Origin of the sequence: Streptococcus sanguinis SK49, from assembly GCF_000212815.1 — a bacterium.
In the GTDB taxonomy this organism is placed as follows: Bacteria; Bacillota; Bacilli; order Lactobacillales; family Streptococcaceae; genus Streptococcus; species Streptococcus sanguinis_C.
On record NZ_GL890985.1, the window covers coordinates 1 to 14,797 of the forward strand.

Here is a 14,797-nt window from a genome sequence, read left to right on the forward strand (position 1 = left end):
TCACCAGCAGTTCTCAATTCATTGGCACGACCAGTAATATCTTGAGCCGCTTCTGGATAGCTATTCACTCCCCAAGCACGTTGGATATCCCATGTTCTTGTATAGCTCTTATCCATGACAACTGTGTTAGAACCTGGCAGACGGTAACCGTTGGCTACCCCATCCGTTACCAGGAGGAAGACCGTCTTCCGACCGTTTTCCATATTACCCTTAACGCGGTTGTACTGAGCGATTGTATCTTGAATAGCTGGAACAGTTGGGGTTCCACCATCAACAGCGATATTATCGATGAAGCTATGAACTTTATTTTGATCGCTCGTTAAACCACTATTGCCATAGGTGTAGTGTTTACCAGTTGTGTTCGGATCGGTAAATGTATCTGCAGGGTTGCCACTAAAATCGTTATTATTAAAGTAACGCACCTGATCCAAACCTTGGTAAGAAGCAACGAAGACCCGGTCAGTTGTCCGAGGATCATCAGTCTTAACGAGATAAGGGTTTGTCTCATCGTATTGTTCTGGACTAACATAAGTAGTCAACCGTTTAAGGGCACGTTTGACACTTGGAATCGTTGTTCGGAATGACCCACTGGCATCCTGCAGGATAACCAAGTCAATCGGTTTCCGTGGAACTGTCCAGTCCGTTGCGTCTGTTTTTTCAATCTTCCGATAACACCCATTTTGTGTAATCGTTGTATGTTCATCAATCCGTCTCGTCTCGATATTGAGCGGATTGTTTTCCTCCGCTTTGACACTACTGATAAAAGAACCCGTAGTAGCCGATGGAATGGACATGAACAAAATTGCAAATAGAACTAGAACTTTTTTGACAAAATCTCTCATGCTATCTCAAGCTTATATAAATAGTAGAAACTTTTATATAAGCTTCCTCCTTTTCTTCTTTCTTTATTTCAAAATACTTTGTAATTGCTTATCAAGTGCAGCTTCATCATGAAACTCCAAGATGACTTTCTGTACTACCTGATTCTTATCCACTAGATAGATGCTAGGGATTGTACTCACTTGAAGAATATCTGCTGCTTTTTGTCCAGTGTCAGAGTAGTAAGGAAACGTAAAACCTTTTTCTTTAATATACTTATCAGCCGTTTCCTCTGTCTCAGTAGTGCCATGACCCGGACCAAGCATGTTTAACATGACAAAGTGAAGTCTGTCTCCGTACTTTTCATATATTTTTTGAATTTCTGGCAGTTGTCTTTGACAGTAAGGACACCAGCTAGCCCACTCCATAATCACCATTGGTTTGTCATAGAATTCCGAGCTTTTCCTTTGCTGTCCATCATGATCAATCATTTCAAAGTCAGGCAACTTCTGTCCAACTAGATTATGTTGTGCTACAGCATTCGTAGTTGAACTGGAAGTGTTCTGGGTCGATTCTTTCTTTTGCTTATTTGGACTATTGATATATAGCAAACCAAACACAGCTAAGATAATGACCCCTAATGCTAGAAATGGAAGCCACCACTTATCTTTCAACATCGCATCTCCTTTGTTCATAAAAAACATCTAACATCATTGACCTAATGCCGTCTAAGTTAAGACTTGTATTTCGAATAATTTACACTATGTCAATTCTATCACATATTATAACATTTTTGTTTCATCTTGCCAATATTTTGGCTGCAAAAATTAGCAAATCATTTGCAAGACCAAACATTTATTTTCATGCACGAAAGAACGCCTTAACAAAGCGGTTTCTTCAAGTTTTTATTATAGGAAAAGTGAATAAATGAACGAAAAATGCAAAATTTTATGCTTAAAAAAATTAGACATATTAACTAATATAGTCAAAAACATTTCTACACCGTTCATTTTGTCCTTTCCCAGTAGCTTTTAGCTTTTTCATACAAAAATAAGAATAGGCTCTAAAGACCTATTCTTATTTCTTTTATATTTGAATTATTACAATTCTGCAATTTGGCTAAGATTAACTTCAGCCACAGTGTCATTACCAAACATGGAAATAATCATCTTGACCTTGTTATTATCAATCTCAGTAATCTTACCTGTATAATCAGTAAAGGCACCATCAATGATACGAACGGTATCCCCAACCTTAACATCCAAGTCAAACTCCTGCACTGTTTGACCCATGGAGATGAGAATGTTGCGAATCTCTTCTTCCAAGAGCGGCGTTGGCTTAGAACGGTTTCCGTGTGACCCGACAAATCCTGTTACATTCGGAGTATTCCGCACGACAAACCAAGCTTCGTCTGTCATTACCATTTCCACCAAGACATAACCAGGGAAGCGATTTTCTTCGATTTCCTTGGTCTTACCATTTTTCTCTACTTGCACGGTCTGAGTGGGGATTTCCACGCGCAAGATATTTTCCAGCATATTATAAGTCTGAGCGCGCTGCAAAAGATTTTCTTTTACCTTGTTTTCATAACCTGAATAGGTCTGCAGTACAAACCAGCCTTTGTCAAAACTGTCCATGAGTTCATCCTTTCCTAAATAAAAAAGCCTGCGGGCTTCTGCTTCTTTCTAGCCCTATTATACCATAATTTCCTCAAATGCAAAGGAATTTATTAGATAATTTCTCAGACTGTCAAATATGTTCAAGATTCTTTTAAAGTCAGACTTTTAGACAAATACTCTCAAAACAAAAATCTCACTGACGCACATCAGTGAGATCAAAAATGAAAATTTACTCTTAGCTACTTTGTTTTATAGCAAAGAGCTGACCTTTTCGATGCGAAAACTGTTGCCTGACTGGCAGATGACAAGGTCTGCAGCCGCTAGATAGGGCTGATAAAAGTGCCTATATTGCTCTCGTCGAGCTAGATGCGTCTGCTTTATCCAATCTGGCCTGCGCTCTCGCACAGCCAAATCTCTTGCCAAGCGGCGCTCTAACTCAGTCTGGTCGTCCGTGTAAAAGCAAATCGACAAATCAAACAAACTTTCAGGCAAAAAGGCAGCCGACATGCCTTCTACTATTAAAATAGGCTTTCGGGCTGATAAACGCAAGCTAGGCGACCAAGCTGTGGCAATGGTCAGAATATCCAGACCAGACTGCAAGGCACAAATATCTCGTTCCAGACTCCCGAGCTCATGAACAGCTGGGATACAGGCTGTGACTTTTTGATGAGGAAAATCTTTGGAACTGAGCAAATCTCGATACTCTCCAGTAATTACATAAGGATCTGTTTCCAACAGATTGGCTAGGTCCTCACCCAAGGCTAGCTGGAGTTTTCGAGCAAAAGTCGACTTCCCTGAAGCACCGTGACCGTAAATACGCAGGGTGTGTTTCTGGTCGTCTGACAGATAAGCTATCAATCTGTTCAGCAATTTCTCTTCATCAGACATGGCTTCTCCTTTCAAATGGAGCTTCTTAGAAATTTCGGCTGGATTTATTGTAGCCGTAGCGCTCAATAAAGTCTTCACGGAATTCCAGCAAGTTATCATCCATGATGGCTTGGCGAACCTTCTTCATAAGGTTTACCAAGAAGTAGAGGTTGTGATAGCTGGTCAGGCGGATGCCAAAGGTTTCATCCGCTTTAAGCAAGTGGCGGATATAAGCCCTCGTATAGTTGCTGCAAGTGTAGCAGTCACAGTCATGGTCCAGCGGCGTGAAATCTTCCTCAAACTGAGCGTTTTTAACAACCAGACGCCCTTCGCTAGTCATACAGGTACCGTTTCGGGCAATCCGAGTCGGCAGGACGCAGTCAAACATATCAACGCCACGGATAACCCCATCAATCAAGCTATCTGGCGCCCCAACTCCCATGAGATAGCGAGGCTTGTTTTCAGGCAGCATAGGCGTTGTGAAGTCCAGCACAGCATTCATCTCTTCGTGGGACTCACCAACAGCCAGTCCTCCAATTGAGTAGCCCGGGAAATCCATGTTGACCAAGTCTTGAGCAGACTGACGACGCAAATCTTCAAATCCAGCACCCTGAACAATCCCAAAGAGTCCTTGGTCGTGCGGACGGCTGTGGGCCTTGAGGCCACGCTCTGCCCAACGGCTGGTCCGCTCAATGGACTTCTTGACATAGTCATAAGGCTGGTAGAACTGCGGGCATTCATCAAAGGACATCATAATGTCACTGCCCAGATTGTTCTGGATGGAGATGGCCTTTTCTGGCGACAGGAACATCTTGGAACCATTGAGGTGGTTCTTGAAAGTTACCCCTTCTTCTGTGATATTACGGCTGTCAGCTAGAGAATAGACCTGAAAACCGCCACTATCCGTCAGAATAGGCTGATCCCAGTTCATGAACTTGTGCAAGCCACCTGCACGAGCAATCAGCTCATCGCCCGGCCGCAGCCAGAGGTGGTAAGTATTGGACAAGATGATACCTGAACCCATTTGCTTGAGCTCTTCTGGTGACTGGGTCTTGACCGTCGCCTGGGTACCAACCGGCATAAACATAGGCGTCGGAAAGGTCCCATGAGGCGTGATAATTTCCCCCAAACGAGCACCTGTATGCTTTTCTTTTTTAATCAAACGATATTGAATCGGTGATGTTGACATGTTTCCTCCTGCTGGGAAAAACAGTCCCAGCGATTTTTCTTTTATATAATGAGCAACAATAGCTCACAAGATACCGTATGATTTTACCAAAAAAACTTCTATCTGTCACGGGGTATGATATAATGTAACAGACAAATCCAAATGGAGGAATTATGAATCTAAGTCACATCAGAGCTCAGGCTCGTACCGTCCGCAGCCAAACGAGAGGGATTTTTCTTTTGTTTGCGGCCCCAACTCTTGTCAGCACCCTCAGTATCTTACTTTCCCTTTATGACAATCTAAGAGATTCCATTCCCAGCCTGACCTTTAGGCAGTTCATTTATTTTCTGATTAGCCGGACTCTTTTTCCGACAATCATTCATTTTATCACAACTCTCCTGCTGCTTTCTGCCAGCTACACCATGATAAAGGTTCTTCGTAATAAAAAGGATGACGTCAGCTTTTCAGATATTGGCCATCTTTTTACGAGCAAGAATTTTACACCTGTCTTCAAGACGGTTTTGCTCAAACAACTGCTGATTTTTCTTTGGAATATTCCTATGTTCTGCGGGAGTCTTCTAGCAATCTTTAATGCTTATAAAATCCTCTCTATTTCGGAAAAAATCCCAGCCCATACAGTAGTGACGGCTCAAAGTGCTGCAGGCCAGCAGATTCTTCAATACACCCCTGGTATGTTACTGGGAACCCTCTTGATATTCACTGGCTTAGGTATTGCCATCCCTCAGTACTATGCTTATGCTCAAGCAGAGTTCATCCTCTATGATCAGCTTGAGGCTGGGAGTTACCAGGGAGCTTTCTATGCTATCCGTCAAAGCCGGAAGCTAATGAAAGGCTATAAAGGAAAGCTTTTTATGCTTAATCTGAGCTTCATCGGCTGGAATTTATTGGCCAGATTAACTTACGGCTTGCTGAATTTTATAGTTCTCCCTTATACAGCGACTGCTTACATTCTCTTTTATGAAGAATTGAAAAAAGAAAACGCAATCTCACATGAAAACAACCCACAGGCACAGGACTCCTTGTCCTAAGCTTGTGAGTTGTTTTTTATTTACTATTATATTCTGTCTTGTCCAGGGCAGAGCAGATTTTGTCAAAGGCTGCCTCTAGTGAATCCTCATCTGTGAAAAAGGCTTCCTCTTCCCAGCCCAAGAAGTCTCTGTCTTTCCACCAGCGCTTCATGTCGGCTGGGGTAAATTCTTCTTGTTTAGCTCTGGTCTGATGGCGACGGACTGTTTCTTCAAAGGATAGGTCATAGTAGTAAGCAAAGACCTGCGGAGCGAAGAGTTTTTTCAACCGCTCTAGCATCTGTCCGTAAATGTCTGTCTCATAAAACCCTTCTACTAAAACCAGCAAATCATGTTCGTAGCCGAAGCGAGCCAATGTCTCCGTCAGGTCAATAGACAAATTTCCCGGTTCAACTTTTTCCTTGAGCATATCCCGTCTAACAGTATCCTGCGCAATCAAGAGAGTCCCTCGGCCGTAGTGAGCCTGCAGTTTACTAGCGAGACTAGACTTGCCAGATCCGGAATTCCCACGAATGATAACTAACTTGGCCATCTTATTCGCCCAGAATCAAGCGTGTATGCTCGCGTTTAATGCAGCGGTCCATGACAATGTCATCCCGACCGGCTGCCCGCAAAATTTGCTCAGCCTCCTCACTCTCCAAGCCCAACTGAGCCCAGAAAATCTTGGCATCCGACTGCAGAAAATCAAGTGCCACATCTGGCAAAAACTCACTGCGGCGGTATATATCGACAATATCCACCGGAAAAGGAATATCTTTGAGACTAGCATAAACAGTTTCACCAAAAATCTGACTGCCCGCTGCCCGCGGATTAACTGGGATAATGCGATAGCCCCGTTCCTGCATCTCCTTTGACACACGGTTACTGGTCGTTTCTTCACGGTCAGACAGTCCGACAACAGCAATCACTTTGCTGTTTTTCAAATAATGCTCGACGATTGCATCACTGGGATTTTGAAAATGATAAGTCATAGGCTTCCTCCTCATTCATAATAAAGCTGGATAGTTTTGTAGTATTTGCGTCTTAGCTGAATCCGGGCTAAACACCGTGTGAAAAAGACAAGCTTCCTTGCATTCATCGAATACTGTGTCAGCTTTCTATTTTCACTTTGTATTTCACGCCCTTGATATCTTAAACTGAACATGATCTAAAACCTTGGAAAATAGATCATCCGTTCTAGGAGCATCGCTCCTTCGTCCGGATTCCTAATTTTCAGTCGGTTTTGACGCTCTTTGTATCTTATCTTACTTCGCCTCGTACCAAGTTTGGCCGGCATTTTCATCAGCCACTAGTGGAACGGCCAGCTCAATCGCAGCTTCCATAGTTTCTTTGACTAGCTGGCGGACGGCTGTTAGCTCGTCATTTGGCACTTCCAGCACGATTTCATCGTGCACCTGCAAGAGCATGCGAGACTTGAAATTCTTCTCAGTCAGAGCTCGATCCAGATTAATCATAGCGACTTTGAGAATATCTGCGGCGGAGCCTTGGATCGGGCTGTTAATGGCTGTGCGCTCCGCAAAATTTCGGATGTTAAAGTTGCGGGAATTGATGTCAGGCAAAGAACGACGACGATGGTAAATGGTCTCTACATAGCCTTTATCACGCGCTTCGCGGACGATGGTTTCCATATAGTTCTTAATACCTGGGAAACGCTCAAAATAGGTCTGGATATAGTCCTTAGCAGCCTTGCGGGAAATGCCCAGATTATTGGCTAGGCCAAAGTCGGAAATGCCATAGACCACTCCAAAGTTGACGGCCTTGGCATTACGGCGGTCATTAGGTGTCACATCCTCTGCCTTTTCAATACCAAAGACCCGCATGGCGGTAGCCGTATGAATATCTTCTCCATGCTGAAAGGCAGCAATCAAATGCTCGTCCTGCGAAATGTGAGCCAGCACCCGTAGCTCAATCTGGGAATAATCCGAGCTGAGAAGCACACTGTCTGCCCACTCCGGTACAAAGGCCTTGCGAATAAGACGCCCCTGCTCCAAACGAACGGGAATGTTCTGCAGGTTCGGGTCAACCGAGGACAGGCGACCCGTCTGGGTCAAATCCTGAACATAGCGAGTGTGGATCTTGCCGTCAGCCGCTATCGCCTCCTGCAGTCCGATGATATAAGTGGACTGAAGCTTGCTGATTTGACGGTATTCCAGAATCTTAGACACAATCGGTGCTATCGGTGCTAAACGCTCCAGTACATCCACCGCTGTCGAGTAGCCCGTCTTGGTCTTTTTGGTGTACTCCAGCGGCAGCCCCATATCCTCAAAGAGAATAGTTCCCAGCTGTTTCGGCGAGTTGATATTGAACTCCTGACCAGCCAGATCATAAATCTCCTGAGTCAGACTTTCCAGCGTCTTTTCATTTTCCGCCTGCATGCCCTGCAGGGTTTCCCGCTCAACCTTGATCCCCGCAATCTCCATCTTGGCTAGGACAAACGCCAGCGGTTGCTCCATTTCAAGCAACAAATCCAGCTGATCGTGGGAACGGAGCTGTTCTTGCATTGGCTCTTCTGTTTCCAGCAGTACTTGGATCTTACGAGCTAGATGCTTAAAGAGCTGCTCTTGCTCCGGCAAAGCGCGCTTGGCTCCCTTGCCATAAACCTCGTCATCCGTCGGCAGAATTGTTTGGCCGTAGAGGCGAGCAATAGTCGCCAGCTCATTATCCTCGACCGTCGAAAGCAGATACTTGGCTAGGCGCGCATCAAAGGCTGCTGCCGGCAGTTCAATGCCGTAATGACTGAGCAGTACCTTAGTCCGCTTGAGATCGTAGGTTTTCAGAGCTGTTTTTGTCAAGAACTCCTGAAAGAGAGGCTGCTGCAGTAAATCGCTGGAACCGACATAAATCTGACCGCTATCACCCCAGGCAAGACCGACAATCTCTTCCCTGTGATAGTTGTCGCCCAAGATTTCAAAATAGAAAAATTGCTCTGGTGCCAACATATCTGCTGTGACCTCAGTCACTTTGGTAAATTCAATTGGTTTAACTTCTACCGGCTCTTGACCAGTTCCTAGCTGAGCCTTGAGCTGCTTGAAGCCCATCTCGTCGTAGAACTTGCTCAGAGCCTCTACCTGAGGACCCTTATAAACCAAATCATCCAGCCCGATTTCAATCGGAGCCTGAGTATTAATGGTAGCTAGAGTTTTGGATAAGAAGGCCTTGTCCTTGTCATTGATCAGATTTTCCTTCATCTTGGAAGCCTTGAGCTGGTCAATATTTTCATAGAGATTTTCCAAAGAGCCATACTCCAAGAGGAGCTTGAGACCAGTCTTCTCACCGATCTTGGTCACTCCGGGGATATTATCCGACTGATCGCCCATCAGCGCCTTGAGGTCAATGAACTGCTCTGGTGTGATGCCCATCTTTTCCATGAGGTAGGCTGGGGTAAATTCCTCAAACTCGGCCACGCCTTTCTTGGAAATCTCCACCACGGTATTATCATCCGTCAGCTGAATCAAGTCTTTATCGCCGCTGACAATGGTCACATCGTAAGGCACAGCTGTTTTTTCAGCCATCTTGTCCAAGGTACCGATAATGTCATCCGCCTCATACTGAGCCAAGTCATAGAAGTGAATGCCTAGGTGCTTCAGCATTTCACGGATAAAAGGCAGCTGCTCACGAAATTCATCTGGTGTCTTGGCCCGACCAGCCTTATAGTCGGCGTACATCTCGGTCCGGAAGGTCGTCTTGCCAGCATCAAAAGCTACCAGGACATGAGTCGGCTGCACGCGCTCCAAGAGATGATTGAGCATGAGGTGGAAGCCATAAATAGCATTAGTATGCAGGCCCGATGGACTCTTGAAACGGTCGATTTGATTATAAAGCGCAAAAAAAGCGCGAAAAGCAACGGACGAACCATCGATTAATAATAATTTGTTCTTTTTTTCCATAGGTTTATTATAACACGAAAGGCGGACAAAGACAGAAAAGGCGGCGTGGAAAATAAAAAGTGATTTTAATAATTCCTGTATGGTATAATAATAAAAACTGGAGGTAAAAGATGTTTCCAATCCGTATTACAACTCTTGTGACTGAGGAAGTGTATCAACGATTTGCTTGGTCTATTTTCTTACGCGGGAAAAGTTTTTTGCTGAATATCATCATTTTTATAGGAATCCTGTCTCTCTATCTAACCTTCCTACCTGACAACCTGAAGCGTTTTTCATTCTTTACCGTGCTATTTATATCTTTAGTGACATTCTCAGCAATGTACTTTGGCATGGACTTTCAGATAAAGAAAGCCTATCAAAAAACTCCTTTTTGGAAGGATATGGAGCAAACCCTTATATTTGAGAAAGATAAATTTTCTGTGAAAAGCAAACGAGGAGAGTTTCTTTATAGCTATGATGACATCGTTAAAGTTTTTCATACTAAGGATGATTTTTATATCATGTTGGGACCAAATATCGGTTTCCCTATCGGAAAAAAGAACTGTTCTCCCGAGGCTCTTGAGTTCTTGCTAGAACTTCACATTGAGCATATGTAAAAGAAAAAGCAGGATAGACTGACAGTAGATCAGTTCTGGTCTGCTTTTTATTTTGTAAATAGATGCTTGATATCCACCAACTTCTCTATTTTTTGATTGATTTCTGGTCGGTAGTCACAGAAGTTAATGCTCTGGATGCCACTGTTGGCAGCGACATCCACATCCAGGGTCCGGTCGCCGATATAGTAGGTCTTCTGCTTATCCAGGCTATATTTCTCAAGCAGATAGTCGACACCTTCTGGGTGGGGCTTGCGCTCAAAGCCGTTGGCTGTTGTGATGATTTCTATAAAATAGTCATGAATGCCCAAGTCTTTTAAGATTTGATGGGCATTGAGTCCTTTGTGGGTATAGACAAACTGAGCAATGCCTTGCTCTTCAGCCCAAGCCAGTATCTCCGCTGCTCCTTCCAACAGATGGATCTGAGCATTCTTCTCCTTTAGGCTTGCTCCACGGAAGGCATTCATCTCGGCAGCATCCAGCCCCTTCTCAGACGCTACTTTTTCCAAGAGCTTCTGGACAGAGTGCTTTAGGATATAGCTGTGAATACTCGCTCTGTCAAAGTCCAGACCATAGTGAGCGTAGGTTTCCTCAATCCCCGCCAAAATAGCATCGTAGGAGTCCAGCAAGGTGCCGTCCAAATCCCAAATAAACGCTTTTGTCATGTGATTTTCCTCATTTTTCTGTCAAATAAAACCTTTAAAAATAGCCAGCGGAAGCCATTGTCCAAGAGCATCCCAGTCCAGACTCCTGGCAGACCCAAGCCAAAAGTCACTCCCAGCAAGTAACCGACAATAATGCGAATCAGCCACATGCCAACAGTCGTGGCATAAAAGGGCAGTCTGGCATTCCCTAGCCCCTGCCAGATAGCTGTGTAAATAACGGTTCCCACTGCCATAGGAGTGCCCAGCAGGGAGAAAAGCATGACTGAAAGACTGGCTGTGATCGCTCCGCTATTGTCCGTATAGAGTAAGGTCAGTGGCCGACCAAAAGCGAAAATTCCTAGAGCCACGGGCAGCATGCAAGCAAAAGACAGCCAGAAGGTCCGCTGACGAATCAGACCGACCTCTTGCATATCTCCCTCACCTACCGCATGGCCTACCAGCATGACTGTTGCTGTCGCAACCCCAAAGGCAGGCATATAGTTAAACTGAGTCAAGACTTCACCGATGGCATTCCCCGCTACTGCGTCTGTCCCAAAGGCGACCACAATGGCGATGATAACTACATCACCCGCCCGCATCATGAGCCGCTCTCCAGCAGCCGGCAGAGACAGGCGCAAGAGCTCTCCATCTAAGCCCCAGCTCCAGCGGATTGTGGACAAATCCAGCTCCCGCCAAAGAATCAGCACACCAACTAGACGAGCCAGCACCGTTCCCAACGCTACACCGACAATACCAAGACGAAAGATGTAAATCCCTAAACCAGAAAAGAGGGCATTGAGGACATTAGTCAGAAGACTAACATACATGGGGAATCTAGGATTGCGTGTGACCCGCACTAAAGCTCCAAAAGAAGTCATCAAGCCTAGCAGAACAATAGTCCCACCAACCAGAGCCAGATAAAGACCGCCTGCTTCAGCCACCGCCTTTTCCGTCCCCAGAAGGTCCAGCATCTGCCTGCCAAAGAGCAGGGAAATCAGCCCCAACAGAAGGCTCAGAAGTAGCGTCAGCTTGATAGCCTCGGCTGTATGATAGGCCAAACGCTCCTTGTCTCCTTGAGCCAGAGTTTTGGAAATAAGACTGGAAATAGCAGCCCCCAGCGCGATAAAAATTGCCTGATAAATCGTAATGATGTTGCCGGCCACCGAGACACCAGAAATCGCAATCAGCCCAAGACTGGCCACCAGATAGCTGTCGACCATTCCCATGAGCATCTGCAAAAAATTCTCCGCCATAGCCGGCAAGGCGATATTCATGATTTTTTTATACGTCGTCATTTTCTGATAATCTCCTGCATTTGCATATCCTTTCTTACTTGAGATTTCCCCCCTCCACAATAGAGAATAGAAAGCGGTGGGACTATTGTCCTACCGCATATGAATCTCCTATCACAAAACCTCGTTTTAAGCACAAACTCCCACACTATACTACTTCGCATTCCCAAACTTAATGGATATCTTCACTCCTCCACAAAGAGTCCCAAGATATGGACATTATCTGCGACGGAAACGAAGGCAGCTGGATCTGTATGCTTCATGATTTGCTTAAATTCATTAAACTCAGCTCGGGTAATAACTGTCACCAGAACAGCTTTTTTCTCATGATTATAAGTTCCCTCAGCGCCATGGATTACTGTCGCCCCACGATGCAGCTTGTTATGAATCTTATCAATCACCCTATCCGGATGGCTAGTGATAATCATAGCCTGCATGCGCTTCTGCTTGGTAAAGACAGCATCCGTCACTCGGCTAGACACAAAAATAGTAATCATGGAGTACAGCGCATACTCCCAGCCAAAGGTCAAACCCGCAATCAGCATGATAATCCCATTGACAATCAAGGAAATATTCCCGACATTCCGGCCTGTTTTTTTCCGAACAGTCAGACTGACAATATCAGTCCCACCGCTGGAAATGCTGGACTTAAGGGCAAAGCCAATCCCCGTGCCCATGACCACACCACCGAAAAGGGCGTTGATAATAGGATTATCAGTCAAGGTCACTTCCGGCACAAACTGGATAAAAAGTGAGCTCATGGTAACCGTGATAAAGGTAAAAATGGTAAACTTATGCCCAATCTGGTACCAGGCCAGGATCATCAGCGGAATATTGATGGCGTAAAAAGTCACAGAAACCGGAATGGTAAAACCTAAGAAACGAGTACTGAGGGCAGTAATGACCTGCGCCAGACCAGTCGCCCCGCTGGAATAAACATGCCCCGGCTGAAAGAAGAAATTAACTGCGACAGCTGACAAAAAGCCATAGACAAGCGAGGCGGAAATCTTCTCATCGTACTTCTCACGCGAGATACTCTTTAAAGACCGCAAAATCTTAAAATTATAAGCAAACCTGCGGACATAATAGCGAAAGAGTTTGTAAAAATTAGTCTTCTTCATGTGCTTCCACTTGTAAACTTAATTCCTCTAGTTGAGCGACCGACACTGGGCTAGGTGCCTGTGTCATTGGATCAGAAGCCTTGTTATTTTTCGGAAAGGCAATGACTTCGCGGATATTTTCTTCACCAGCCAAGAGCATCACAAAGCGGTCCAAACCTAGTGCCAAGCCGCCATGCGGTGGAAAACCATAGTCCATAGCCTCCAGAAGGAATCCAAACTGCTCAGTAGCTTCTTGAGGTGAGAAACCAAGCGCCTTAAACATCCGCTCCTGCAAGTCTTTCTGGTTGATCCGAAGACTGCCGCCGCCCAATTCATAGCCATTAAGGACGATATCATAGGCCACAGCCCGTACCTTGCTCAGGTCACCTTCCAGCTCTTGCTCAGAATCTTTCTGAGGCAGGGTGAAAGGATGGTGGGCACTCATGTAGCGCCCCTCTTCTTCTGACCATTCAAACATGGGCCAGCCCACCACCCAAAGGTAGTTAAATGTATCTGGGTCAATCAAGTCCAACTCTTTGCCCAAACGTACACGAAGAGCTCCCAAAGCAGCATTTGCCACTTCCAAAGTATCAGCTACAAAGAGAACTAGGTCATTATTTTCAAGCTGTAAAGCTTCTGTCAACTGACTTGTCAAGTCTGTCAAGAACTTAGCAATTGGACCAGCTAGTTCACCATCAGCTACTTTCACCCAAGCAAGACCTTTAGCACCATGCTGTTTTGCTTGCTCTGTCAGCTTGTCTATATCCTTGCGAGAGTATTTATCTGCAGCATTTTTCACCACGATTGCCTTGACAGCTGGAGCTTCTGAAAAGACCTTGAAGTCAACTCCCTTGACAAGCTCTGTCAAGTCCTGCAACAACATCTCAAAACGAGTATCAGGCTTATCAACCCCATAAAGAGCCATGGCATCATCATACTTCATACGAGGGAAAGGCAGAGAAACATCAATACCTTTGGTCTCTTTCATGACACGAGCAATCAAGCCTTCTGTAATGTCCTGAATCTCCTGATCAGACAAGAAAGAAGTCTCCAAGTCCACCTGAGTAAACTCTGGCTGACGGTCACCACGCAAGTCCTCGTCACGGAAGCATTTAACAATCTGGTAATAACGGTCAAAACCAGCGTTCATCAAGAGCTGCTTGGTAATCTGCGGACTTTGTGGCAGAGCGTAAAAATGCCCCTGATGAACCCTGCTAGGCACCAAGTAATCACGCGCCCCTTCTGGTGTTGACTTGGACAAAAATGGTGTCTCCACATCAAGGAATTCCAGCTCATCCAGATAATTGCGGATAGAGTGGGTCACCTTGGCACGCAGCTTGAAGTTCTCCAGCATTTCTGGCCGGCGCAAGTCCAGATAACGGTAGCGCAAGCGCGTATCGTCATTCACCTCAATGCCGTCTTTGATTTCAAAAGGCGTCGTCTTGGCTGTATTTAAGACAGTCAAGCTTTCCACATGTAGCTCCACGCTTCCTGTCGCCAGCTTGTCATTGACCTGCTCACGCGCAGCCACTTTACCTGTCACCTCTATCACATACTCACTGCGCAGACTTTCTGCTGTTGCCATGATCTCTGCAGCCACTGTCTCAGGATTGATGACCAGCTGCATAATGCCTTCGCGGTCGCGCAAATCAATGAAAATCAGACCGCCCAAATCCCGACGGCGGGCTACCCAGCCCTTCAAAGTGACTTCCTGACCAACATGCTCCTTGCGAACACGCCCAGCATACATAGAACGTTTCAT

14 protein-coding genes are annotated in these 14,797 nt (G+C 45.4%); 2 read left to right on the top strand and 12 right to left on the bottom strand.

The genetic code is table 11. From position 1 onward, the window contains the following. The 5 genes from HMPREF9380_RS10920 to tgt all read right to left on the bottom strand — a co-directional run. The coding region (locus HMPREF9380_RS10920) for a vWA domain-containing protein (RefSeq protein WP_002931532.1) at positions 1-842 on the bottom strand (842 nt) is incomplete at its 3' end. A gap of 63 nt (positions 843-905) precedes the next feature. Further along, positions 906-1,496 (bottom strand): peroxiredoxin family protein, encoded by a 591-nt coding sequence (locus HMPREF9380_RS10915; protein ID WP_032907077.1) that lies wholly within the window; start codon positions 1,494-1,496, stop codon positions 906-908. Positions 1,497-1,919: 423 nt separating this feature from the next. Beyond that, positions 1,920-2,456, bottom strand: coding sequence for a transcription termination/antitermination protein NusG (gene nusG, locus HMPREF9380_RS10910; RefSeq protein WP_002894018.1), 537 nt, complete (start codon positions 2,454-2,456; stop codon positions 1,920-1,922). Between the two features lie 231 nt (positions 2,457-2,687). Further along, complete coding sequence (locus tag HMPREF9380_RS10905) at positions 2,688-3,326, bottom strand: uridine kinase family protein (protein WP_002931535.1); 639 nt, start codon at positions 3,324-3,326, stop codon at positions 2,688-2,690. A gap of 25 nt (positions 3,327-3,351) precedes the next feature. Then, positions 3,352-4,494 carry a tRNA guanosine(34) transglycosylase Tgt gene (tgt, locus tag HMPREF9380_RS10900; RefSeq protein ID WP_002931536.1) on the bottom strand — a complete coding sequence of 381 codons (1,143 nt, stop codon included), beginning with the start codon at positions 4,492-4,494 and terminating at the stop codon, positions 3,352-3,354. 152 nt (positions 4,495-4,646) lie between these two features. Here tgt and HMPREF9380_RS10895 point away from each other — a divergent pair, with 152 nt between their 5' ends. Further along, the gene (locus tag HMPREF9380_RS10895; RefSeq protein ID WP_002931537.1) at positions 4,647-5,522 is read left to right on the top strand and encodes a DUF975 family protein; all 876 of its coding nucleotides are present in this window, start codon (positions 4,647-4,649) and stop codon (positions 5,520-5,522) included. 16 nt (positions 5,523-5,538) lie between these two features. Here HMPREF9380_RS10895 and HMPREF9380_RS10890 read toward each other — a convergent pair whose 3' ends face one another. From HMPREF9380_RS10890 to polA, 3 genes are all read right to left on the bottom strand, one after another. Further along, complete coding sequence (locus tag HMPREF9380_RS10890; protein ID WP_002931539.1) at positions 5,539-6,051, bottom strand: kinase; 513 nt, start codon at positions 6,049-6,051, stop codon at positions 5,539-5,541. A 1-nt stretch (position 6,052) separates the two neighbouring features. After that, positions 6,053-6,490, bottom strand: a complete 438-nt coding sequence (locus tag HMPREF9380_RS10885; RefSeq protein WP_032907078.1) for a CoA-binding protein — start codon at positions 6,488-6,490, stop codon at positions 6,053-6,055. A 273-nt stretch (positions 6,491-6,763) separates the two neighbouring features. Further along, positions 6,764-9,406 carry a DNA polymerase I gene (polA, locus tag HMPREF9380_RS10880; RefSeq protein ID WP_002931546.1) on the bottom strand — a complete coding sequence of 881 codons (2,643 nt, stop codon included), beginning with the start codon at positions 9,404-9,406 and terminating at the stop codon, positions 6,764-6,766. 110 nt (positions 9,407-9,516) lie between these two features. Here polA and HMPREF9380_RS10875 point away from each other — a divergent pair, with 110 nt between their 5' ends. Then, positions 9,517-10,002 (top strand): YcxB family protein, encoded by a 486-nt coding sequence (locus HMPREF9380_RS10875; RefSeq protein ID WP_002931548.1) that lies wholly within the window; start codon positions 9,517-9,519, stop codon positions 10,000-10,002. Between the two features lie 47 nt (positions 10,003-10,049). On the opposite strand, the gene HMPREF9380_RS10870 is transcribed toward HMPREF9380_RS10875, so the two are convergent. The 4 genes from HMPREF9380_RS10870 to aspS all read right to left on the bottom strand — a co-directional run bounded on the left by HMPREF9380_RS10870 (position 10,050) and on the right by aspS (position 14,797). After that, positions 10,050-10,664 carry an HAD-IA family hydrolase gene (locus tag HMPREF9380_RS10870; RefSeq protein ID WP_002931550.1) on the bottom strand — a complete coding sequence of 205 codons (615 nt, stop codon included), beginning with the start codon at positions 10,662-10,664 and terminating at the stop codon, positions 10,050-10,052. Beyond that, positions 10,661-11,938 (bottom strand): MATE family efflux transporter, encoded by a 1,278-nt coding sequence (locus HMPREF9380_RS10865; RefSeq protein WP_032907079.1) that lies wholly within the window; start codon positions 11,936-11,938, stop codon positions 10,661-10,663. The genes HMPREF9380_RS10870 and HMPREF9380_RS10865 overlap by 4 nt, the downstream gene beginning before the upstream one ends. A gap of 182 nt (positions 11,939-12,120) precedes the next feature. After that, positions 12,121-13,056 carry a YitT family protein gene (locus HMPREF9380_RS10860; protein ID WP_002894123.1) on the bottom strand — a complete coding sequence of 312 codons (936 nt, stop codon included), beginning with the start codon at positions 13,054-13,056 and terminating at the stop codon, positions 12,121-12,123. Further along, positions 13,043-14,797 carry an aspartate--tRNA ligase gene (gene aspS / locus HMPREF9380_RS10855; RefSeq protein ID WP_002931555.1) on the bottom strand — a complete coding sequence of 585 codons (1,755 nt, stop codon included), beginning with the start codon at positions 14,795-14,797 and terminating at the stop codon, positions 13,043-13,045. Before aspS ends, HMPREF9380_RS10860 begins: the two co-directional genes overlap by 14 nt.

Coding starts and splice junctions, on each gene's coding strand:
- HMPREF9380_RS10915 (WP_032907077.1), bottom strand. CDS start 1,496: ATGTTGAAAGATAAGTGGTGGCTTCCATTTCTAGCATTAGGGGTCATT.
- nusG (WP_002894018.1), bottom strand. CDS start 2,456: ATGGACAGTTTTGACAAAGGCTGGTTTGTACTGCAGACCTATTCAGGT.
- HMPREF9380_RS10905 (WP_002931535.1), bottom strand. CDS start 3,326: ATGTCTGATGAAGAGAAATTGCTGAACAGATTGATAGCTTATCTGTCA.
- tgt (WP_002931536.1), bottom strand. CDS start 4,494: ATGTCAACATCACCGATTCAATATCGTTTGATTAAAAAAGAAAAGCAT.
- HMPREF9380_RS10895 (WP_002931537.1), top strand. CDS start 4,647: ATGAATCTAAGTCACATCAGAGCTCAGGCTCGTACCGTCCGCAGCCAA.
- HMPREF9380_RS10890 (WP_002931539.1), bottom strand. CDS start 6,051: ATGGCCAAGTTAGTTATCATTCGTGGGAATTCCGGATCTGGCAAGTCT.
- HMPREF9380_RS10885 (WP_032907078.1), bottom strand. CDS start 6,490: ATGACTTATCATTTTCAAAATCCCAGTGATGCAATCGTCGAGCATTAT.
- polA (WP_002931546.1), bottom strand. CDS start 9,406: ATGGAAAAAAAGAACAAATTATTATTAATCGATGGTTCGTCCGTTGCT.
- HMPREF9380_RS10875 (WP_002931548.1), top strand. CDS start 9,517: ATGTTTCCAATCCGTATTACAACTCTTGTGACTGAGGAAGTGTATCAA.
- HMPREF9380_RS10870 (WP_002931550.1), bottom strand. CDS start 10,664: ATGACAAAAGCGTTTATTTGGGATTTGGACGGCACCTTGCTGGACTCC.
- HMPREF9380_RS10865 (WP_032907079.1), bottom strand. CDS start 11,938: ATGACGACGTATAAAAAAATCATGAATATCGCCTTGCCGGCTATGGCG.
- HMPREF9380_RS10860 (WP_002894123.1), bottom strand. CDS start 13,056: ATGAAGAAGACTAATTTTTACAAACTCTTTCGCTATTATGTCCGCAGG.
- aspS (WP_002931555.1), bottom strand. CDS start 14,797: ATGAAACGTTCTATGTATGCTGGGCGTGTTCGCAAGGAGCATGTTGGT.